At 35.7% G+C, this 21,973-nt stretch carries 21 protein-coding genes and 2 riboswitches; of the genes, 16 read left to right on the plus strand and 5 right to left on the minus strand.

The window, feature by feature from the left end:
- The 8 genes from pstA (at nucleotide 1) to glcK (ending at nucleotide 7,560) form a co-directional block, all read left to right on the plus strand.
- Complete coding sequence (gene pstA, locus AC1Q8L_RS11180) at nucleotides 1-867, plus strand: phosphate ABC transporter permease PstA (RefSeq protein ID WP_097853905.1); 867 nt, start codon at nucleotides 1-3, stop codon at nucleotides 865-867.
- A 28-nt stretch (nucleotides 868-895) separates the two neighbouring features.
- The gene (pstB, locus tag AC1Q8L_RS11185; protein WP_000226681.1) at nucleotides 896-1,711 is read left to right on the plus strand and encodes a phosphate ABC transporter ATP-binding protein; all 816 of its coding nucleotides are present in this window, start codon (nucleotides 896-898) and stop codon (nucleotides 1,709-1,711) included.
- Between the two features lie 289 nt (nucleotides 1,712-2,000).
- On the plus strand, nucleotides 2,001-2,657 hold the full coding sequence (phoU, locus tag AC1Q8L_RS11190) for a phosphate signaling complex protein PhoU (protein ID WP_098311707.1): 657 nt from the start codon (nucleotides 2,001-2,003) through the stop codon (nucleotides 2,655-2,657).
- A 340-nt stretch (nucleotides 2,658-2,997) separates the two neighbouring features.
- Nucleotides 2,998-5,352, plus strand: a complete 2,355-nt coding sequence (locus tag AC1Q8L_RS11195) for a sugar phosphate nucleotidyltransferase (protein WP_000679290.1) — start codon at nucleotides 2,998-3,000, stop codon at nucleotides 5,350-5,352.
- Between the two features lie 69 nt (nucleotides 5,353-5,421).
- On the plus strand, nucleotides 5,422-5,571 hold the full coding sequence (gene rpmG / locus AC1Q8L_RS11200; RefSeq protein WP_001265616.1) for a 50S ribosomal protein L33: 150 nt from the start codon (nucleotides 5,422-5,424) through the stop codon (nucleotides 5,569-5,571).
- Between the two features lie 104 nt (nucleotides 5,572-5,675).
- Nucleotides 5,676-6,254, plus strand: a complete 579-nt coding sequence (locus AC1Q8L_RS11205; protein ID WP_000656861.1) for a 5-formyltetrahydrofolate cyclo-ligase — start codon at nucleotides 5,676-5,678, stop codon at nucleotides 6,252-6,254.
- A 102-nt stretch (nucleotides 6,255-6,356) separates the two neighbouring features.
- Entirely contained in the window at nucleotides 6,357-6,557 is a 201-nt protein-coding gene (locus AC1Q8L_RS11210) for a YqgQ family protein (protein WP_000253699.1), read from the plus strand.
- Nucleotides 6,558-6,576: 19 nt separating this feature from the next.
- The gene (gene glcK / locus AC1Q8L_RS11215; protein ID WP_000391701.1) at nucleotides 6,577-7,560 is read left to right on the plus strand and encodes a glucokinase; all 984 of its coding nucleotides are present in this window, start codon (nucleotides 6,577-6,579) and stop codon (nucleotides 7,558-7,560) included.
- A gap of 80 nt (nucleotides 7,561-7,640) precedes the next feature.
- On the opposite strand, the gene AC1Q8L_RS11220 is transcribed toward glcK, so the two are convergent.
- Nucleotides 7,641-7,814 carry a DUF2759 domain-containing protein gene (locus tag AC1Q8L_RS11220; RefSeq protein ID WP_000524852.1) on the minus strand — a complete coding sequence of 58 codons (174 nt, stop codon included), beginning with the start codon at nucleotides 7,812-7,814 and terminating at the stop codon, nucleotides 7,641-7,643.
- 170 nt (nucleotides 7,815-7,984) lie between these two features.
- Here AC1Q8L_RS11220 and AC1Q8L_RS11225 point away from each other — a divergent pair, with 170 nt between their 5' ends.
- Nucleotides 7,985-8,614: an MBL fold metallo-hydrolase gene (locus AC1Q8L_RS11225; protein ID WP_000871225.1), complete on the plus strand. Its 630-nt coding sequence runs from the start codon at nucleotides 7,985-7,987 to the stop codon at nucleotides 8,612-8,614.
- A gap of 9 nt (nucleotides 8,615-8,623) precedes the next feature.
- On the plus strand, nucleotides 8,624-9,736 hold the full coding sequence (locus AC1Q8L_RS11230; RefSeq protein WP_000525147.1) for a class I SAM-dependent methyltransferase: 1,113 nt from the start codon (nucleotides 8,624-8,626) through the stop codon (nucleotides 9,734-9,736).
- A 142-nt stretch (nucleotides 9,737-9,878) separates the two neighbouring features.
- On the opposite strand, the gene AC1Q8L_RS11235 is transcribed toward AC1Q8L_RS11230, so the two are convergent.
- The 4 genes from AC1Q8L_RS11235 to metI all read right to left on the minus strand — a co-directional run bounded on the left by AC1Q8L_RS11235 (nucleotide 9,879) and on the right by metI (nucleotide 13,556).
- On the minus strand, nucleotides 9,879-10,169 hold the full coding sequence (locus AC1Q8L_RS11235; protein WP_000894377.1) for an ArsR/SmtB family transcription factor: 291 nt from the start codon (nucleotides 10,167-10,169) through the stop codon (nucleotides 9,879-9,881).
- Nucleotides 10,170-10,602: 433 nt separating this feature from the next.
- Nucleotides 10,603-11,115 (minus strand): cysteine hydrolase family protein, encoded by a 513-nt coding sequence (locus tag AC1Q8L_RS11240; protein WP_000379178.1) that lies wholly within the window; start codon nucleotides 11,113-11,115, stop codon nucleotides 10,603-10,605.
- A gap of 168 nt (nucleotides 11,116-11,283) precedes the next feature.
- Complete coding sequence (metC, locus tag AC1Q8L_RS11245; RefSeq protein ID WP_000122301.1) at nucleotides 11,284-12,447, minus strand: cystathionine beta-lyase; 1,164 nt, start codon at nucleotides 12,445-12,447, stop codon at nucleotides 11,284-11,286.
- Nucleotides 12,444-13,556, minus strand: a complete 1,113-nt coding sequence (metI, locus tag AC1Q8L_RS11250; RefSeq protein WP_000103887.1) for a cystathionine gamma-synthase/O-acetylhomoserine thiolyase — start codon at nucleotides 13,554-13,556, stop codon at nucleotides 12,444-12,446. The genes metC and metI overlap by 4 nt, the downstream gene beginning before the upstream one ends.
- A gap of 93 nt (nucleotides 13,557-13,649) precedes the next feature.
- Nucleotides 13,650-13,760, minus strand: a riboswitch (SAM riboswitch).
- Between the two features lie 203 nt (nucleotides 13,761-13,963).
- A riboswitch (SAM riboswitch) is annotated at nucleotides 13,964-14,073 on the plus strand.
- A gap of 70 nt (nucleotides 14,074-14,143) precedes the next feature.
- Between metI and AC1Q8L_RS11255 the strand changes: the two genes are divergently transcribed.
- The 6 genes from AC1Q8L_RS11255 (at nucleotide 14,144) to AC1Q8L_RS11280 (ending at nucleotide 21,944) form a co-directional block, all read left to right on the plus strand.
- Entirely contained in the window at nucleotides 14,144-15,976 is a 1,833-nt protein-coding gene (locus tag AC1Q8L_RS11255; RefSeq protein ID WP_000770354.1) for a bifunctional homocysteine S-methyltransferase/methylenetetrahydrofolate reductase, read from the plus strand.
- Nucleotides 15,976-19,374 (plus strand): methionine synthase, encoded by a 3,399-nt coding sequence (metH, locus tag AC1Q8L_RS11260; protein WP_025117832.1) that lies wholly within the window; start codon nucleotides 15,976-15,978, stop codon nucleotides 19,372-19,374. The genes AC1Q8L_RS11255 and metH overlap by 1 nt, the downstream gene beginning before the upstream one ends.
- A gap of 18 nt (nucleotides 19,375-19,392) precedes the next feature.
- The gene (gene murG, locus AC1Q8L_RS11265) at nucleotides 19,393-20,451 is read left to right on the plus strand and encodes an undecaprenyldiphospho-muramoylpentapeptide beta-N-acetylglucosaminyltransferase (protein ID WP_000724770.1); all 1,059 of its coding nucleotides are present in this window, start codon (nucleotides 19,393-19,395) and stop codon (nucleotides 20,449-20,451) included.
- A gap of 194 nt (nucleotides 20,452-20,645) precedes the next feature.
- Nucleotides 20,646-20,906: a DUF3966 domain-containing protein gene (locus AC1Q8L_RS11270; RefSeq protein WP_000817964.1), complete on the plus strand. Its 261-nt coding sequence runs from the start codon at nucleotides 20,646-20,648 to the stop codon at nucleotides 20,904-20,906.
- A 95-nt stretch (nucleotides 20,907-21,001) separates the two neighbouring features.
- The gene (locus AC1Q8L_RS11275) at nucleotides 21,002-21,376 is read left to right on the plus strand and encodes a nucleoside 2-deoxyribosyltransferase (RefSeq protein ID WP_001012331.1); all 375 of its coding nucleotides are present in this window, start codon (nucleotides 21,002-21,004) and stop codon (nucleotides 21,374-21,376) included.
- Nucleotides 21,377-21,455: 79 nt separating this feature from the next.
- On the plus strand, nucleotides 21,456-21,944 hold the full coding sequence (locus AC1Q8L_RS11280; protein WP_000764263.1) for a hypothetical protein: 489 nt from the start codon (nucleotides 21,456-21,458) through the stop codon (nucleotides 21,942-21,944).
- Nucleotides 21,945-21,973 lie beyond the last annotated feature (29 nt).

Consider the following 21,973-nt stretch of genomic DNA (forward strand, 5'->3'; position numbering starts at 1 on the left):
ATGCGGATGTTGAATCATAAAAAAATACAAAAAAACATGGCATCACGCTTTTTAAAAGATCAAATTTACAAATTGTTATTTTATATAGCAATTTTATTTTCAATCGTAATTTTGTTTGTGTTACTGTTTCAAATTGTTGAAAAAGGTATAAGCTATCTTTCAATAGATTTCTTTACAAATTTCGCTTCACGTAATCCGAAAGAAGCTGGTATTGCTGCAGCTTTGTCAGGGACAATATTATTTATGAGTATTGTTATACCTGTTTCTTTTATATTTGGAGTTGGAACAGCCCTTTATTTAGAGCAATATGCGAAGGAATCTCCATTTAAAAAAATAGTAGAGATTAATAATCAAACGTTAGCAGGAGTACCATCCGTTGTATTTGGATTGCTTGGTTTAACTATTTTTGTATATGCTCTTCATTTAGGAGAGAGTATAGTTGCAGCAGCACTGACGATGAGTTTACTCGTCTTACCAACAGTTGTTGTGGCGAGTCAAGAAGCAATCCGATCAGTACCAAGTGCATTATTAGAGGGTTCTTACGGATTAGGTGCTACGAAGTGGCAAACGATGTATCAAATTGTATTGCCATATGCTTTCCCGGGGATTATAACGGGCTGTACGTTAGCGATATCAAGAGCAATTGGAGAAGCAGCACCACTATTAGTTATTGGGGCACTTGCGTTTGCAAATTATGTTCCATTTAGTATGTTTGATAGATTTACAGTTTTACCAATTCAAATTTTTAATTGGATGAGTAGGCCACAAGAAGAATTTCAGTATGTAGCAGCAGCTGGGATGATTGTTTTGTTAGGTTTGTTGCTATTTATCAATATATTTGTTTTATGGTTACGAAATCGAAAATAAGTTGGAAGTGGATGAAAGGGGAATTCAAATGGTAGCAACAGTAGTAAATGTACAGGTGAAAAACGAAGAGAAAATCGAGACTGCGCCAAAGAAAGTAGTATTTGATACGAAAAACTTAAATTTATGGTATGGGGAAGACCATGCTTTAAAAGATATTAATTTAAGTATTCATGAGAATGAAGTTACAGCAATTATCGGTCCAAGTGGCTGTGGTAAATCAACATACTTAAAAACGTTAAATCGCATGGTAGAGTTAGTACCGATCGTTCGAACTACAGGTGTAATTGAATATAGAGAACGCAATATATTTGATAAATCATATCCAGTTGAAGAATTAAGAACGCACGTAGGAATGGTGTTCCAAAAGCCAAATCCATTTCCAAAATCTATTTATGAGAATGTAGCATACGGTCCAAAAATCCATGGTATCCGTGACAAAAAGACATTAGATGAAATTGTTGAGAAAAGTTTACGCGGAGCAGCGATTTGGGATGAGTTAAAAGATCGTTTGCACGATAATGCATACGGTTTATCTGGTGGACAGCAACAGCGTCTATGCATCGCACGTTGCTTAGCTATTGAGCCAGACGTTATTTTAATGGATGAGCCAACATCGGCACTAGATCCAATTTCAACATTAAAAGTAGAAGAATTAATTCAAGAGTTAAAGAAAGACTTTAGTATTGTTATCGTAACGCATAATATGCAACAAGCAGCGCGTATTTCAGACAAAACCGCTTTCTTCTTAAGCGGGGAAGTTGTGGAGTATACAGATACAAACAAATTATTTACGACGCCTTCAGATAAGCGTACAGAAGATTATATTACAGGTCGCTTTGGTTGATATCGTTGCAAAGCTAAGAGAAAATGCCCTCTTAACAGAGGGCATTTCTTATTTTTATCTCACTTTAATAGGGAAGTAATACCTTCTCTTTATCTTAAGGTTTATTACAAGCGTAAGAGGTTATGTAGGAGGTTTATCCCGCTATTTGCGGGCAGTAAGACCACACCTCAAAATTCAGCAAAAGCAAAGAAGTTAGGTGGGCGGGCGGCCTGTAAAAGCCCGATTGATGAGGGGTGATTAAAGTTTCACTTTGTATATAATGGCACATAATATTGAGGGGGAAGAAAAAATGGTAAGAGAACAGTTTCAAGGTGATTTAAAAGTGTTACAGCAAAAGGTGATTGAGCTTGGCGAATTAGCAAATGCGGCTTTATTGATTGCTATGGAAGGTCTGCATACAAGGGATGTAGAGAAAGCGTTAGAGGTCATTGATGGTGATTACCGTATGGATAATTTAGAAGAGGAAATAAACGATCTTGCGCTTATGCTCATTACGAAGCAGCAACCTGTAGCAAGTGACTTAAGAAGGATCTTTATTTCAATTAAAACAGCGACAGATTTAGAGCGTATTGCAGATCATGCTGTTAATATTGCAAAGGCTACAATTCGTCTTGGGGAAAAAGAAGTGACTGTTAGTTTGCACAACCTGGATGAAATGTTTGCGGTTGCAAATAAGATGTTGCATTTAGCGTTAGAAGCATATGAACAAGAAAATTTAACTTTCGCGAAACAAATTGCTGAAATGGATGATTCCGTTGATGAAATATATGGAAAAGCAATTCGTGAGTTTATATCTTCAGTTCCGGAACAACCAGAAGCAATTACGCAAATTACACAATTATCATTTGTGGCGAGATATATTGAGCGTGTAGCAGACCATATTACAAATATTGCTGAAAATGTATTTTATTTAGTAAAAGGAAAGCATTATTTATTGAATGAGTAGGAATGAAAGTAGGTGATGAGAAATCACCTGCTTTTTTTAGTCAAAACATGACAAAAAAAGCTCGTTGTTTCCTTTAGTTTATGATGATAAGATGTATCATAATGTAATGGGAAAATTAGTATATATGTTGTTTGTTAATAAGTATTATTTATCAATTAATAGTAAGCGCTTTCTTGTTGTTTTAAACGTACGTTTTTATAGGTGGGAAATTTAATTATAGGGTCTTTTAAATGAGGATTCGTTTAACTAATCAAGTTTATGCTGCTAGTTCATGTGGGATAGAGAATATACATATGGTATATGGAGCTACTGAACATTATATAAGTGGAGGCTGAAGTATATGAAGGGGGTTATTTTAGCTGGAGGAAAAGGAAGACGCCTTAGACCATTAACATGTAATACTCCAAAGCCGATGTTACCATTATTAGAAAAACCAGTTTTAGAATACAATATTGAGTTATTACGCCAGCATGGTATTCGTGAAATTGCAATTACTGTTCAATATATGAGTAAGACGATTAAGCGATATTTTGGTGATGGTAGTAAATGGGGAGTTAACTTGTATTATTTTGAAGACTCTCCTCCGCTTGGTACAGCAGGGAGTATTAAACAAGCAGAACAATTTTTAGATGAAACATTTGTTGTAATAAGTGGGGATGCATTAACTGACTTTCAATTATCAGAAGGAATTAGGTTTCATGAACAAAAGAAAAGAATGGTAACAATGTTTGTGAAAGAAGTAGAAAATCCACTCTCATTTGGATTGGTTGTAATGAATAAAGACCAGGAGGTTACACGATATATAGAAAAGCCGGGCTGGAATGAGGTAGTATCTAATGTTGTGAATACAGGCATATATATTATGGAGCCAGAAATCTTTTCTTACATACCGCCTAGACAATTTTTTGATTTCAGTCATGATGTGTTTCCGTTATTGGCAAACAAAAATGTGTTATTCGCATATTTGTCAGAAGGTTATTGGTTAGATATCGGCACATTTAATCAATATCGACAAGCACAATTTGATTTGTTAACGAAAAAGTTACAAGTACCTATTCCTTATACGGAAGTATTACCGATGGTATGGATGGGAGAAGGGGTGACGATTGGGAAAGGGACAAAAATTCATGGCCCCTCTTTCATTGGAGAAGGAGCAAAGATTGGTACAGGAGCTGTAATTGAGCCATATTCTATTATTGGAAAAAATAGTATCGTTTCAAATTATTCTCATCTTCAAAAAAGTATTGTTTTTGCAAATGCCCATATTGGAAAGTATTGTGAACTATTAGAAACGACAATAGGAGAGCGTACAATAGTTGAAGATGACGTTACACTGTTTCAAAAAAGCATTGTAGCGGATCACTGTCATATCGGGAGAAGTACGATAATTAAGCAAAAAGGAAAACTATGGCCTTATAAGGCGATTGATAGTCATTCGATAGTAGGAGCGGCTGGTATTCAAGAGAGTGAAATGAGTGCAGGGTGGTTACAAAAAAGCCGCATTGTAGGAAGAGGGAATGTTGAAATTACTCCCCAGTTTATAGTGAAGATTGCGATGGCGTATGGCTCTCTTTTTACAAAAGGAGAAAGTATATTAATTGGAAGTCAAGAAAATATAGAAACAACCTCTTATAAAAATTTATTTTTACATGCTATTCATGGTATAGGGATTCATACGATGGAATGCAAAGAAATGAACGAGTCACTTTTTCAATATAGTGTTCATCATTTGCAATGTGCAGGTGGGGTTTTCATTCAAGTGGAGAATGAGAATGAGATTGTTATAAAGTTGTATGGTCAAGCTGGCATGCCGTTAACGTATAAGCAGCAAAAAGAGATAGAACAAGTATATATGTCCGAATTATTTTATTATGTGCATGAGAAAGAGATGGGGCGAAATAAGCTGGTTCATGTTTCTATGAATGAGTATATAGAAGTTATATTGGGGCATATTGATATCGAGAAAATACAGATGCAGAAGTTTCATCTTCTTATTAATAAGAGAAATGATACGTTGCAACATTTACTTATGCTCTTTCTACAAAGACTTGGTTGTACAGTTACATGGATTTATGCAAGCGAACAAAAAGATCATGTGAAAGCTTTGATGAAATCAAGTAAAGCGAATATGGCTCTTATGTTTTCTGAGCAAGGAAATCATTTCGAGTTATACGATAAACATAGTAATATTTACCAGGGTACAGATTTGGAAGAGGTAGCTATTCCAGATTTCTTACTCGAATCTACAGGAAATATTTACCCAATGTCTTTGAAATTAGGAGAATGTTATCTTCTGTTTTATACGCAGGATGAAAGGAAGTCGTTTCAAGTAAGGTGGAAGCGAGATATTTTATATCGAATTGGAAAATTATTTGAGCTAATAGCATTGCAAGGAAAAACGTTTCTCAGCATAGTAGAGCAATCACCTCCGCTCTATTTACTTTATGATGAAGTGGTATGTTCATGGAATGAAAAAGGGAAAATTATGAGGAAATTATTGGATGATATTGAAAGGAAGGGAGAAGGTATATTTGAAGGAGTACAGTTCAAATATACTGAAAAAGAGTGGTCTTATATCGTTTCTGACACAAAACAACCAAAATTTTTAGTGTATTCACATGCTAGAAACCCAGTAATAGCAAGGGAAAACATGAAAAATCTTATAGAAAAAATTAGACAATATCAAAAGGTGTAGAATTTTTATTTTAAAAGTGGTATTATAGTATAGTCTGATTTAAGTTATTAGTACTGGAGGGAAATAAGAATGCGTGTGAATATTACTCTAGCATGTACAGAATGCGGAGATCGTAACTATATCTCAAAGAAAAATAAACGTAACAACGCTGAGCGTATCGAGCTTAAAAAGTATTGCAAGCGTGACAAGAAGTCTACGTTACACCGTGAAACAAAGTAAGCAGTAGGAATATTTTCCTACTGTTTCTTTTTTTATTCGATTCCTATGTTAAAAGTGATACACTATCATCATAGAGTAAAGTGTCACTGTAAGGAGGAGAATGTGTGAAAGAAGAGAAAGTGCGTTTGCGTAAACAAATAATAGAACACATGAATTCTTTATCAGAAGAACAATATACAACTTTATCAGAACAGATTGCATTTTCGTTGTATGCGCAAAAAGAGTGGGTTGAAGCTAAAACAATTGGAATTACTCTCTCAATGGAAAATGAAGTGAATACATATCCTATTATCGAAAAAGCTTGGGAAGAAGGAAAGAAAGTTGTAGTTCCTAAGTGTAATAAAGGAACAAGAACGATGTCCTTCCGGAAAATTAGTGATTTTGATCAATTAGAAACGGTGTATATGAATTTACGTGAACCGATTCCGGGACTTACGGAAGAAGTGAGTGCGGATGACATTGATCTTCAAATTGTGCCAGGCGTAGCTTATACAGAGCGAGGAGAACGGATTGGATACGGCGGGGGCTATTATGATCGTTATCTCGTGCATTATAAAGGGAAAACGCTATCATTAGCATATGATTTTCAAATGGTAAAACACATTCCGGTAGAGCCATTTGATAAAAATATAGAAAAAATTATTACAGAAAAAGGAACAATGCTTATAAATGAGCTTGTATAGACAAATAAAAATTGACGAGACTTTTTCTTCTTGATTATAATAAAATATGTGAACGTTTTCTTATTATAATTTTTATAGTAAGTGAGCATAGAGGGTGATGAAATGGTATCTATTTATGATATTCAGCAATTGCTAAAGAAATTTGGTACGATTATTTATACGGGAGATCGAATTGCAGATTTACAATTAATGCAAGATGAATTGCGTGAATTAAATCAATCACAGCTAATCGATCCACAAGACTATCAAACAGCTTTATTTTTATTGAAGCAAGAAATTCAAAAAGAGCTAAATAAGAATTAGATAAAGGTAGGTAAGCAACATGGAAGAGAAATGGTTAGTTGGTGTTGACCTTGGTGGTACAACGATTAAATTAGCATTTATTAATGTATACGGCGAAATTTTACATAAGTGGGAAATCCCTACAAATACAGGTGAGCAAGGAAAACATATTACACTTGATGTTGCGAAAGCAATTGATAAAAAGCTAGAAGAATTAGGCGAATTGAAGAGCAAGTTAATTGGTATTGGTATGGGAGCTCCTGGCCCTGTACATGTGGCATCTGGAATGATTTATGAAGCGGTTAATTTAGGGTGGAAAAACTATCCGCTAAAAGATTTATTAGAAGTAGAAACAGGATTACCTGTTGTTATTGATAATGATGCAAACTTAGCAGCGCTTGGTGAAATGTGGAAAGGTGCTGGTGAAGGTGCAAAAGATTTAATCTGCATGACACTTGGTACGGGCGTTGGTGGTGGTGTAATCGCCAATGGTGAGATTGTACACGGCGTGAGTGGTGCTGCTGGTGAGATTGGACATATTACAGTAGTTACAGAAAATGCTTTCCCATGTAATTGCGGGAAGTCTGGTTGCTTAGAAACAGTAGCATCTGCGACAGGTATTGTACGTGTTGCTATGCAAAAAATACAAGAGACTAATAAAGAAAGCATGTTGCGTTCTATGTTAGCTGAAGAAGGACGTATTACATCAAAAGATGTCTTTGAAGCACTTGGACAAGGTGATGAATTAGCAGGCGAAGTAGTAGAAAAAGTAGCTTCTTATTTAGGGTTAGCTGTAGCGAACCTATCTAGTACGTTGAACCCAGAGAAAATTGTTATTGGTGGAGGCGTGTCTAAAGCTGGAGATGCGCTATTAGAACCAATTCAACGCTATTTCGAGCAATACGCTTTCTCACGTGCTGTAAAGAGCACGAAGTTAGCTATTGCAACACTTGGTAATGATGCAGGTGTTATCGGAGGAGCTTGGCTTGTAAAAAAGCACAAATACGAAGCGAAGATGATATAAGTTTTGAAATATGAAAAGAGGAAGGGGGAACCCTTCCTCTTTTTGTGTGAAATCTCGATGAAGAATAAAGTGTAAACGAATTAAGCTGCTGGTGGATACCCGTTATATAGAACAGTCATGATCGTAAACCATCCGAAAACGAGTACAGTTGCAATTGCAAAGCCGCTCGCGAAAAAGTTTTTTTCACGAAGTGTTCTAAGCGTAGCAAATACAGCTAACAGAGTGACAAGTGTAAAAATAATAACAAGGCCCATGCAATATCCTCCTCTGTCTACCCATTTCTTATTATGAGTTTTTGGAATATTTACTCTTTTATATTGTACATGTTTTAAAAATGATTGTCGAGATAGCATCCTTTCTTTTCCTAAGAGAAAGAAATGTTGTATCATTAAAAGTAAGTTTAATAACTGGAGGAGATTTTCATATGAAATGGATACAAATGCCGTTAGGCCCATTACAAACAAATGCTTATATTTTAATGAACGATCAAAAAGAGTGCATTATCTTTGACCCTGGGCACGAAGGTGAAAAGCTCGTTACATATTTACAAGAAGAACAATTAAAACCATTGGCTGTTTTATTAACGCATGCTCACTTTGATCATATCGGTGCTGTTGATGCGGTAAGAGACGCTTTTCATATTCCTGTATACGTACATAAAGAAGAAGCAGATTGGTTAGGAGATGCAACTGTAAACGGCTCTCAAATTTTTATGATGAACCGCAGTATTACAGCAAAACCAGCGGATCATATTATTGATGCAGAAGGTACATTAACAATTGGATCATTTAATTTTGAAATTTTTGAGACGCCAGGACATTCTCCAGGAAGTATTTCTTATTATAGTAAAGAGGCAAATGCTGTATTCTCAGGAGATGTATTGTTCCAAATGAGCATTGGAAGAACAGATTTGCCTGGTGGAAGTTTTGCTGAATTAATTGGAAGTATTGAAGAGAAATTATTTGTATTACCAGATGAGACAGCGGTGTTATGTGGACATGGTCCAGAAACAAGCATTGGTTTTGAAAAAGAAAATAATCCGTTTTTACAATAAGGAGTCATTATGGGAATGGAGCTCATTTTAAGAGAATGGATGGGGAAAGAAAAGGATTATTCAATTTCATATAGTACGTATATGAACCTTGTATTGTATACAGAAGGTCATGGATATTATATGAAAGAACGTGAAAAGATTGGAAGACAAGGGGATTTTTTTACAAGTAGCAATGTATCCTCTGTTTTTGCAAAAACTTTTGCTAAACTTTTTATTCGTCTTGTTGAAAATGGTGAAGTTGCTTCGAATATTTGTGAGGTTGGTGGGGGAACTGGAAAGTTTGCCTATGATGTTTTACAAGAATGGAAGCAATTATCTCCAAAAACCTTTATTGATTTAAACTATTCAATGATTGAAGTGAGCCCTTTTCATAGGAAATTACAGCAGGAGCAACTTGGCTCATTTTCTAATGTATCGTACTATACCTCCTATAGTGAAATAGGAGATTCTTTCGAGGGAATTCTCTTTTCGAATGAGTTGTTTGATGCATTTCCTGTTGAAATAATTGAGAAAAGAAATGGTATGTTGTATGAAGTACGTATTACATATACAGAGGAAGGAAACCTTTCAGAAGTATGTAGGCCGTTAGATAAAAGAATTGGTCGATATTTATTGAAATATAATATTCATATTGCTGAAGGGCAACGTTTTGAAGTACCAATTGTGATGGAGGAGTATATAAAAGAAATCGCGAAATGGTTTCAAAAAGGTATATGTATTACAGTTGATTACGGATACACAAAAGAAGAATGGATGCATCCAGCACATCGTGAAGGAAGTTTGCGAGGTTATTATCAGCATAAGCTAATACGTAACCCACTAGCGCATCCAGGTGAAATGGATCTTACTACTCATATTCATTGGGACGAGCTAAAGGAGATGTTTAGTATGCAAGGAATGAGTGCGGTATGGCATAAGAAACAATCTGAGTTCTTGTTAGCTGCAGGGATATTAGAACAGCTTACGAGCCATCAAGATATGAATCCTTTTTCTGAAACGCAAAAACAAAATCGAGCAGTTCGTTCTATGATTTTGAATGGAGGAGTAGGGAGTGCGTTTGATGTTGTTATACATACAAAAGATATGCAACATTTACATTTGGAGCGGTATGTAACAATATAAAAAACAAGACACAGTATATACTGTGTCTTGTTTTTTAATACGACTTATGTAGTATTATATATTTCCTCTCATGATATATATTTATATTAAAGATATGAGATAAAAAATATAGAATACGTTCTTTTTCTTCGATTATTAGTCCCTAACCTAATAATACGCGAACGAGTTGAATTATTGTTTCGTTCTCTACTTTGTAATAAATTTCTAATCCTTTTCTTTCACTAGAAACGATTTTAGCGCTTTTTAATTTTGCTAAATGCTGTGAAATTGTAGATTGTGGCATGTTTAAGCCAGTGTACATTGTAGAAACGTTGCTTGGACCGCGCTCAATTAATCCTTTTACGATACATAAACGAACAGGATGAGCCAGCACTTTTAATAATTCTGCATTACTTTCATATAGTTCTAATTCTTTTTGAAAGGTTTCTAACATGTTCTTTTCCACCTCCGTGTGAGCTATTATACCATACTATACATACCAAAAATTTAAAGAAAAGAAAATAGTTGTTGCAGAAAAAAAGTCCTAAAGTAAAGAAATTGTAAGAAAAGAGACCATGATGTAAATAAAATAGGTAAATTAGCACGTTTTTGTAAAATGACATTTTTGGGTGAAAATTTCGATGCGTTTTAAAAATTGAAAGATATAGATATATTTGTAACACAATTTTATCATGATTTTCTTATTCTTTCAAATGAATATACGAAATTTTTAAAATAATATGACAAAGGAATTATAATGATATATATAGAATATAAAACAGGTTAAAAGAAAAGAAGCTGAATGTAATTCGCTTCTTTATGGTGATAATGAAATATTTGATTACGGCTGATAAATCTTAGGATAATCAAGTCATTAGTCATTTATTCTAAAATTCATCTTTTAGCAACGTTAAAAATCTGTGATTCCATATGTTCTCGTAAAAATCAATTGTCTCTTTTGCGGACATAAAAGGATTATTCAACGTAGAGGTTGTTTTCTGTACCATAAAGTTTTCGTATCCCAGTCCGTGGGCAAACTTAATCGTAGCATCCATACAGTACTCTGTTTGGGCGCCACAAAATTCAATGCAATTTACAGATAATTGATCTAAAATTTCTTTTAAGTTTGTTTTATAAAATGAATTTGCATGTGTTTTTCTTACAAAAAAATCTTGTTCTTGAACATCTAGATCGGTATGAATAGCCCAAAGTTCTTTCTCGGGTACTAAATCATCATCACAATGTTGAACAAAAAGGATTGGTTTATTTAATTTTCTGTATGAATAAATTCTTTTATTTACTTTTGTTAGTAAGTTCTGTAAATCAAATAAATGCTCCTCGCTATAACATACGCCATTTTGTAAATCGATAACGATTAAAATATCTGAACAAGTATCCATTATTTTTACCTCTTTTTATTTCTTAATATATCAATTAATCCATTATTTAGAAATAGATGATATACTTTTATTTTTTTATGGACTATAAGAAAAGAAGAAATTCAAATGAATATAACTAAAACGCAGAAAAAGAAGATATGAAAACCTAATCTCATATCTTCTTTTTCTCTATGCATTTACAGGTTCTTCTACATAAGAAAGGGCATTTTCAAAATCGGATATTAAATCGTTAACATTTTCAAGACCGACTGATAACCGAAGTAATGAATTAGAGATTCCTCTTTCATCACGAGCTTCTTGCGACAGTGCTGCATGTGACATTTTTGCTGGATAAGAAAGAATTGACTCTACAGCTCCTAAACTAACTGCAAAAACAGGTAATTTTACTTTTGATAAAAATTGGCGGAGTGCATCTTCTGACTGCAAAGTAAACGATAAGACCGCTCCAGCTGATGTTGCTTGAGATTGTTGAATATCAAATCCGAGATGTGTTTGTAATCCCGGATAATAGACATTTTGTACTTTAGCGTGCTCTTGTAAATAATGTGCGATTTTATTGGCATTTTTAGCTGAATGCTCGAGGCGTACGTGCAATGTTTTTAGACCGCGAAGTACGAGAGAACAATCTTGAGGTCCTAAAATAGCACCGAATGCATTTTGTAAAAATCCAAGCTTTTGAGCGAGTTCGGCATCTTTTACTACTGCTAATCCGGCAGTAACATCACTATGACCAGCAATAAATTTTGTAGCACTATGAAGAACGACATCAGCTCCAAGTTCAAGTGGTTTTTGGAATAGTGGTGTCAAAAATGTATTATCAACAAAAGTAAGAGCGCCAATAGATTTTGCGAGTTTAGAAACCTCGCGAATATCTGTCACTTTTAAAAGTGGGTTAGAAGGTGTTTCTACATAAAAGAGCTTTGTATTTGGTTTCATGTTTTGTTTTATTTCTTCTAAATTGGTCATATCAACAAATGTATGTGAAACACCGTAACGGGAGAGTACCTCAGTTATCACTCGGTAAGTGCCTCCGTATACATCTTCTGAAATGAGTACGTGATCACCTTGTGAAAGAAGGAGGAATGCAGTGGAAATCGCTGCAATGCCTGATGCAAAGGCGAATCCCTTTGTTCCACCTTCTAATAAAGCAATGATATCTTCAAGAGCTTCACGAGTTGGATTTCCTGACCTGCTATAGTCATATTTTCCGAACGTATCTACATCAAACTGGTGAAAAGTTGATGTGTTATAGATAGGAACGTTCACAGCTCCTGTTTGCGAGTCATGTTTATATTGGTTGTGTAGTAAGAGTGTATCTATAGAATAACTCATATTCTTACACCTTCTTTTACAAGTTTAATGGCTTGCTTTAAGTCTTGAATTAAATCGTTACTATTTTCAATGCCAACGGAGAATCGAAGAAGACGATTACATACACCGTTTGCTGTTCTAATTTCTTCAGGAATATCAGCATGTGTTTGCGTTGCTGGATAAGTCATTAAACTTTCTACACCACCAAGACTTTCGGCAAATGTAATTAAGGATAAAGATTGTAAGAATGGATTAATCCAAGCTTCATCTTTAAGGCGAAATGAAATCATGCCGCCTCTTCCAGGATAAAATACATCTGTCACCCCGTCTTCATCATTTAAATATGCAACAACTGCTTTCGCATTTTCTTCATGCTGTCTCATGCGAAGCGCTAACGTTTTCATACCGCGAATTAATAACCATGAGTCAAATGGGCTTAAAACTGCACCTGATGCATTATGATAATGAGCGATTTCTTCACAAAGTTCCTTTCCTTTTGCAATGACAAGTCCGCTTAGTACATCGTTATGTCCCCCTAAATATTTCGTTGCGCTGTGAAGTACAATGTCAGCACCTTCTGTTAATGGTTGCTGTATATAAGGTGTGTAGAATGTGTTGTCTACAATAAGAAGTAGTCCGTGCCTTTTCGCTACAGTTGCGACAGCAGCAATATCAGTAACTTGCATTAATGGATTAGTTGGAGTTTCTATGAAAATAGCCTTCGTTTCAGTTGTGATAGCTTGCTCAATTTGTTTAATAGACTGTGTATTTACGTATCTACATCGAACATTCCACTTTTTTTCATGTTCAGAAAATAATCGATACGTTCCACCGTATAAATCTTCAGATACAATAAGTTCGTCTCCAGAGCGGAATAGAGAAAGGACGAGGAGAACAGCCGCCATCCCTGAACTACAGGCATAACCTTGTTCGCCATATTCTAAGTCTGCGATTGCCTGTTCTAAAAGACCTCGAGTTGGATTGCCAGTTCGTGAATAGTCAAAGCCAGTAGATTTACCAATTCCTTCATGACGATAAGCGGTTGAGAAATAAACTGGTGGATTAACCGTTCCAGTTGTAGTTTCACTGCGATTGCCGATTTGTGCTAGTTTTGTTTCGATTGTTGACATGTGAAAATTCCTCCTTTTAAATTGAAACATTAAGTGAATATAAAATAAAAAAAGCCTTCTAAGAAGAAGGCTTTCGGTTTGAATAGAGTCTTCTTCTCATCTGTCAAATCTTTCACAATTTGCTGGAATTAGCACCTTATTAACAAAATGTTAATGGTTGCTGAGGCGTCACAGGGCCAGTCCCTCTACCTCTCTAGATAAGAATGTTCGTATGAAATTTTTATTATGTTTTTAACTTTACAACAAAAGATAATTGAATTGCAACTTTATTTTAAATAATTTTTATTTTTCCGCAAGTGTCATTGACTTTTACTTTTGTGCATGCTAAATTTATTAAAAAATTAACAAACATTGTTAAAAGGGGAACGCATTTCCTTTTAGCTACATAAATAAAATAATAAAGACAACTCTTATTGAGAGCGGTGGAGGGAAAGGCCCTGTGAAACCCGGCAACCTTCAAACGAAATGTTTGAAACGGTGCTAATACCTGCAAAACGAATGTTTTGCATAATAAGAGGAGGAACGATTATGTCCCCCTCTTCAAAGTGAAGAGGGGGTTTTTATATTGATAGAAATGAGGGAGATTCGTGAAATTACTAGATTTATTATCAAAAGGAATTGTAATAGGTGATGGTGCGGTTGGGACGTTATTGCATTCACATGGCTTGCAAAGTAGCTTTGAAGAATTGAATGTATCTGATCCAGACTTAATTATATCGATTCATAAACAATATGTAGCTGCTGGAGCAGATGTAATTCAAACGAATACGTATGGAGCAAATGAGGCGAAATTACGTATGTACGGCTTAGAAAATCAAGTTACAGAAATTAATAGAGCGGCAGTAAAACTGGCGAAAGCATCTGTTACAGATAAAAATGCAATTTTAGGAACAATTGGTGGTATGAAACATATCGGAGCCGTTACAACGACTGATATGGAAAGGGAGTTTATGCTACTTGAACAGGCAGGGGCTTTACTAGAAGAACAGGTTGATGGATTACTATTAGAAACTTTTTACGATGAATTTGAATTACTTCATGCTGTTAAAGTATTGCGTAAGCAAACGAACATTCCAATTGTTGCTCAATTAGCGTTACATGAAGCAGGTACGACTCAAAATGGAAATGATGTTAATGAAATATTAAAGCAACTTATAGATTACGGTGCAAATGTTGTTGGATTAAATTGTCAACTAGGGCCGCTTCATATGACGGAGGCTTTCAAAATGATATCGATTCCGCAAAATGGCTATTTATCAGCATACCCAAATGCAGGTCTCCCGAATTATGTGGAGGGACGTTACGTATATGAGGGAAGCCCAGCTTATTTTGAGGCGATGACGCCGAGATTTATTGAGCAAGGTATTCGGTTATTAGGTGGTTGTTGTGGTACGACTCCAGAACATATTCAAAGTATGAAGCACGCTGTTGCGAATGTTACACCTGTAATAGAAAAAGACACCATTCAAAGGCCGAAAGTTGTTCATACGCATGAGAAACGTTCGAAGGCTCACGTCACTCTAGCAGAGAAAGCGAAAAAACAAACGACAGTTGTAGTGGAATTAGATCCACCGAAAACGTTAGATACACAGCGGTTTTTTGAAGGAGCAAGAGCTTTAAAAAGAGCGGGAGCAGATGCTATTACTCTAGCAGATAATTCATTAGCATCGCCTCGTATTTCTAATATGGCAATGGGTGCGTTATTAACGAAGCATGATATCCCGGTATTGACACATTTAACGTGTAGGGATCATAACGTCATTGGACTACAATCTCATTTGTTAGGTTTATCGGCGTTAGGGATGGAAGAAGTGTTAGCTTTAACTGGTGATCCAGCGCGCGTTGGTGATTTTCCTGGTGCAACTTCTGTATACGATTTGTCCTCTATTGAGCTCATTAAAATGATTAAAGAAATGAACGATGGACGTTCAATTTTAGGGAAATCACTTGGACCGGCGACAAGGTTTTCTGTAGGCGGCGCATTTAATCCTCACGTGAGGCACTTAAAAGCAGCGGTTAAGCGAATGGAACGAAAAATAGATGCTGGAGCGGAATATTTTTTAACTCAGCCAATTTACGATATCGCGTTAATTGAAGAAGTGTATGAAGCGACAAAGCATTTGGAACAACCTATTTTTATTGGAATTATGCCGTTAGTAAGTAAGCGGAATGCAGATTTTCTTCATTTTGAGGTACCGGGTATTACTCTTCCAGAAGAAATAAGAGAGAGAATGGATGGACACGAAACGAAAGAGGCGGCAATTGAGGAAGGGATTCGCATTTCGCAAGAATTGATCGACGCAGCGATGAAATATTTTAATGGTATTTATCTTATTACACCATTTTTAAAATATGAAATTACAGAACATCTTGTTAAATATGTAAGAGAAAAGCAAGAAGTGAAAGAAGGTATTAATTGATGAAGTGTATAGAAGAAAAATTACAAAATAGCATTTTAATATTAGATGGTGCAATGGGAACAATGATTCAGCAAGAGGATTTAACTGCTGAAGATTTCGGAGGAGAAGAGTACGAGGGCTGTAATGAATATTTAGTAGAAACAAGACCAGACGTTATTTTAAAGATTCATAAAGCTTATATTGAAGCTGGAGCGGATATTATTGAAACAAATACATTTGGGGCAACGAATATTGTACTAAGTGATTATGAGCTGTCTCATTTAGATGAAGAACTAAATGAAAAGGCAGCACTTTTGGCGAAGCAAGCTGTTAAAGAAAGCGGTAAGGAAGTATATGTTGCGGGAGCGATGGGACCAACAACGAAAGCAATTAGTGTTACTGGTGGTGTGACTTTTGAAGAATTGATTGAGGCTTATACAAGGCAGGCACGAGGATTATTAAAAGGAGAAGTTGATGTATTACTCGTTGAGACGAGTCAAGATATGCGTAACGTGAAAGCAGCTTATATTGGAATTCAAGCTGCTTTTGAAGAACTGAAAAAAACGGTTCCTATTATGATTTCAGGAACGATTGAGCCAATGGGAACGACTCTGGCTGGGCAAACAATTGAAGCTTTTTATTTATCAGTAGAACATATGAAACCATTATCTGTTGGGTTAAATTGTGCGACTGGTCCGGAGTTTATGAGGGACCATATTCGTTCACTATCTGATTTATCGGAGTGTTACATTTCTTGTTATCCAAATGCAGGTCTTCCTGATGAAGATGGACATTACCATGAGTCTCCATCTTCTCTCGCTGAAAAGGTGAAGCGATTTGCTGAAGAAGGATGGGTTAATATTATCGGTGGTTGTTGTGGCACGACACCAGAACATATAAAAGCAATGAAAGAAGCACTAGCATCTCTTAAGCCTCGTGACCATCATGAGAGAGAAGGACATGGAATTAGTGGATTAGAGGCACTGCAATATGATGAGTCTATGAGACCGTTATTTGTAGGTGAAAGAACGAATGTTATTGGATCACGTAAATTTAAACGATTAGTAGCAGAAGGGAAATTTGAAGAGGCTGCTGAAGTGGCAAGAGCGCAAGTGAAGAAAAATGCTCATATTATTGATATTTGTATGGCAGATCCTGATCGTGATGAAATAGAAGATATGGAGAAATTTTTGACAGAAGTTACGAAAGTGTTAAAAGTACCGATTATGATTGATTCAACGGATGAAAATGTTATGGCAAGAGCACTTACTTATATTCAAGGAAAAGCTGTTATCAACTCTATTAATTTAGAAGATGGAGAAGAGCGTTTTGAAAAGGTAACACCGCTTCTTCGTAAGTATGGTGCTGCAATTGTAGTTGGTACAATCGATGAAGATGGTATGGCAGTAAGTGCTGAAAGAAAATTAGAAATTGCAAAAAGAAGTTACGAATTATTAACGACGAAATATGGGATACGCCCGTCAGATATTATTTTTGATGCACTTGTGTTTCCAGTAGGGACAGGTGATGAAGAATATATTGGTTCAGCGGCAGCGACTATAGAGGGCATTCGCCTTATTAAAGAAGCGTTACCAGAGTGTTTAACGATTTTAGGTGTAAGTAACATATCATTTGGTTTACCACCGGCTGGACGTGAAGTATTGAATTCCGTCTTTTTATATCATGCTACGAAGGCTGGATTAGATTACGCGATTGTTAATACGGAAAAATTAGAACGCTATGCGTCGATTCCAGAGGAAGAAAAACACCTTGCAGATGCATTACTGTTTGAAACGACGAAAGAGACGTTAGAAGAATTTACAAACTTTTACCGAGTCGCTAAAAAGAAAGATGTCGTTGTGCAAGAAACGTTAACGCTAGATGAACGACTAGCAAATTATATTGTAGAAGGTACGAAACAAGGATTACACGAGGATTTAAGTCTTGCACTTAAAGAAGGAAGAAAACCTCTTAATATTATTAACGGTCCGCTTATGACAGGGATGGATGAGGTAGGACGACTATTTAATAATAATGAACTTATTGTTGCTGAAGTATTGCAAAGTGCCGAAAGTATGAAAGCTGCTGTAAGTTATTTAGAGCCACATATGGAATCTAGCGATAGTGCAAAAAAAGGGAAAGTATTATTAGCAACTGTAAAAGGTGATGTGCATGATATTGGGAAAAATCTTGTTGAAATTATTTTAGCGAATAACGGATATGAGATTATTAATTTAGGAATTAATGTACGTTCGGATCGAATTGTTCAAGAAGTACAAGAAAAGAAGCCGGACATTATAGGCCTTTCAGGTTTATTAGTAAAATCAGCGCAACAAATGGTAACGACTGCTGAAGATTTAAAAGCAGCAAATATTGATGTGCCCATTGTTGTAGGTGGTGCAGCGTTAACGAGAAAGTTTACAGATAATCGAATTTCACCATCATATAAAGGGCTCGTTTGTTATGCGAGTGATGCGATGACGGGGCTCGATATTATTAATAAGCTTCAAAAAGAAGAAGAGCGTGAGAAGATGAAACAGGATAAAAAAGAACGTCATCTTCATATCGTAAAAAAAGAGGAGAAGAAAATAGAAATTCCAACAGTAATTGAGCCATTACCGAAGGCTGAGGTTATGGTGCCTGATTCAACAAAACGAATTGTATTACGTGATATTCCGGCTCTTCATCTCGCTCCATTTTTAAATAGACAAATGCTACTTGGGCATCACCTTGGATTAAAAGGAAATGTGAAGAAGCTTTTGAAAGAGGGAGATAAGAGAGCACATGAATTAAATGATTTAATAGATGAATTATTGCAGGAAGGACAATCTTGGTTAAAGCCGAAAGCAGTGTATCAATTTTTCCCAGCGCAAAGCGACGGACAAAACATTGTAATATATGATCCAGAAAATCATACGCGTGTTATAGAGCGTTTCACATTCCCTAGACAAGGAAAGGCTCCCTATCGTACTTTAGGCGATTATTTGCGCCCAATTGGAGATGAGATGGACTATGTTGCTTTCTTATCTGTTACGGTTGGGGAAGGAGTTCGGGACATTGCTGAAGAGTGGAAGGCGAAAGGTGATTACTTACGTAGTCATGCCATTCAATCGTTAGCGCTTGAATTAGCAGAAGGACTTGCTGAAAAAACACATATGCTCATTCGTGACCGCTGGGGCATTCCAGACTCACCTGAACTGACGATGGAAGAACGTTTCCGTACGAAATATAGAGGAATACGCGTGTCATTTGGTTATCCGGCGTGTCCAGAACTTGCAGATCAAGAAAAGCTATTTCGCTTAATTCATCCAGAGGAAATAGGTATTTCATTAACAGAAGGATTCATGATGGAGCCAGAAGCGTCCGTAACGGCTATGGTATTTTCTCACCCTGAGGCAAGATATTTTAGTGTATTATAGTCTAGAAGGGGGAGACGTATGAAGAAAATAGTCTTTACAGGTGGCGGTTCGGCAGGACATGTAACACCTAATTTAGCCATTATCCCATATTTACAAGAAGACAACTGGGATATCTCTTACATTGGTTCTCATCAAGGTATTGAGAAAACGATTATAGAAAAGGAAGGCATTCCCTACTATAGTATTGCGAGTGGAAAGCTACGTCGTTATTTTGATTTGAAAAATATAAAAGATCCTTTTCTTGTAATGAAGGGTGTTATGGATGCGTATGTAAGGATTCGAAAACTAAAACCAGATGTGATTTTTTCAAAAGGCGGTTTCGTATCTGTACCAGTCGTAATTGGAGGATGGCTAAATAGAGTACCAGTTTTATTACATGAATCTGATATGACGCCAGGACTAGCAAATAAAATTGCGCTTCGTTTTGCTTCGAAAATATTTGTTACATTTGAAGAAGCAGCGAAACATTTACCGAAAGAAAAAGTAATATATACGGGATCTCCTGTACGTGAAGAAGTGCTGAAGGGAAATCGAGAAACAGGTTTAGCATTTTTAGGTTTTTCACGTAAAAAGCCAGTTATTACGATTATGGGAGGTAGCTTGGGCGCGAAAAAAATTAATGATACTGCTCGAGAAGCATTACCAGAACTTCTTAAAAAGTATCAAATTGTTCACCTTTGCGGAAAAGGTAACCTTGATGAAAGTTTACAAAATAAAGAAGGATATAGACAATTTGAATATGTACATGGAGAACTGCCAGATATATTAGCAGTAACAGATTTTGTTATTTCACGCGCGGGCTCCAACGCAATTTTTGAATTTTTAACATTACAAAAGCCGATGGTTTTAATTCCATTATCGAAATTTGCAAGCCGTGGAGATCAAATATTAAATGCAGAGTCCTTTGAAAGGCAAGGGTATGCCTCCGTATTATATGAAGAAGATGTAACTGTAAAATCTCTTATAAAGTATGTCGAAGAATTGAATCAAAATAATGAGAAGTATAAAACAGCACTAAAAAAATATAATGGAAAAGAAGCAATTAAAACAATCATTCAAAATATTTCAGAGGCATGATGAAACAATCATGCCTCTTTTAGTAGGGTGAAAGATTCCAAGAATTGATATTTTTATGTTACAATAAAGTGAAACTTTAATCAGTTGGGGGCATCCTCCATCTAACTTCTTTGCTTTCACTGGAATTTGAGGAGGGGGTTTTACTGCCCTCAAATAGCGGGATAACAAATGGGTTAATAGGGAAATTCCAATTAATGAAGCGTGAAAATACGAATGGATTAGGAGTGACTGTGTTGGAGCTAAGTCTCTATGAAAATACTGCACTTATTATATGCTTTGTGTTGTACGTTGGTAGTGTTATTGTTTATATTTCAAGGAAATTTTCGCAAGAAAGAGAGCTTGAAAAATCAGAGATAACAGCTGAACTAGAAATGTTAGCTGATGAAAGTTATAAAAAACAAAAAATAAAAGAAGACCATGAAGCATCCCATCATTTAAACGCAAATAAGTTTTAAAGATGGGGATTTTTTTTGAAGTTGTTATTTATTATAGCTATAACAAATAACGCTAAAAAGGAGTTTCCCGATACATAATGAAGGAGTGTATATAAATGAATTTTTATATCGCCTCAGGTTTCCAAAATAAACATCTTGTATGTTCCGTAGCAAATGAACTGAAACATGCAGGATGGCACCATACATATGATTGGACCAAAAACGAAAGAGCAGTGAATCAAGAACAATTAAGAGAAATTGGTCAGGCAGAAAAAAATGCTGTAAAAGAAGCGGATGTGTTTTTACTTATATTAGATGGCGGAAACGGGAGCCATACAGAGTTTGGAATGGCGATTGCACTAGAGAAAACGATATATGTATATCATGCAGGAAACCCGCTCCAAACAACGTTCTATCACTTGCCAGAAATAAATATTTTTGAAGGAGATGTAGCTGAGTTTGCATCTTATGTTATGAATCATGTGAAATAATAGTAACTACCTAAAAGGTTATAAAAGTGATCTTTTGGGTACAGTGATGATAAGAAACGTATATAAAGGAGTACATAATATGAAATTAGAAAATGGATGGGAAACGAGCTTTTTAGAAGTCGTACAAAATAGTGAATTTAAGAAAGAGGCACTTCTTAGTCAATTGCTTTGTCAGGATAGTGAAGAAGTAGAAGAGCTTGTGGATGATTACGGCTACGAAGAACTTGTTGAACGTGAACATGATGATGAGTTAGCTGAAATCTTAGGAGAAGAACTTTTTAGTGAGATGGAACGCCAAGTATTCTTATCTTCAAACCCAGAAGAAAAACTTATTGCATTCGTCAATGGATTAGGTTTTCATGTGTTAGATTGGATCGTTCTTCTTGAAACAGAATTTGGCATTGATAGTGCAAACTTTACATCAGATGCTGTAAAGGTGTTAGAAAAGCGTTTCAGACAGTTTCCGTACATAGAGGACAATACAATTTTTGATATGACATTTGGAGAATCGATGGATGTATTAGAATCTGTTACAGGATTACAACTAAAGGAAAAGATGAACATATAATGAAAAAAGAACGTGATTCAATCACGTTC

This window comes from Bacillus sp. GW823-FHT06A11, from assembly GCF_058795355.1.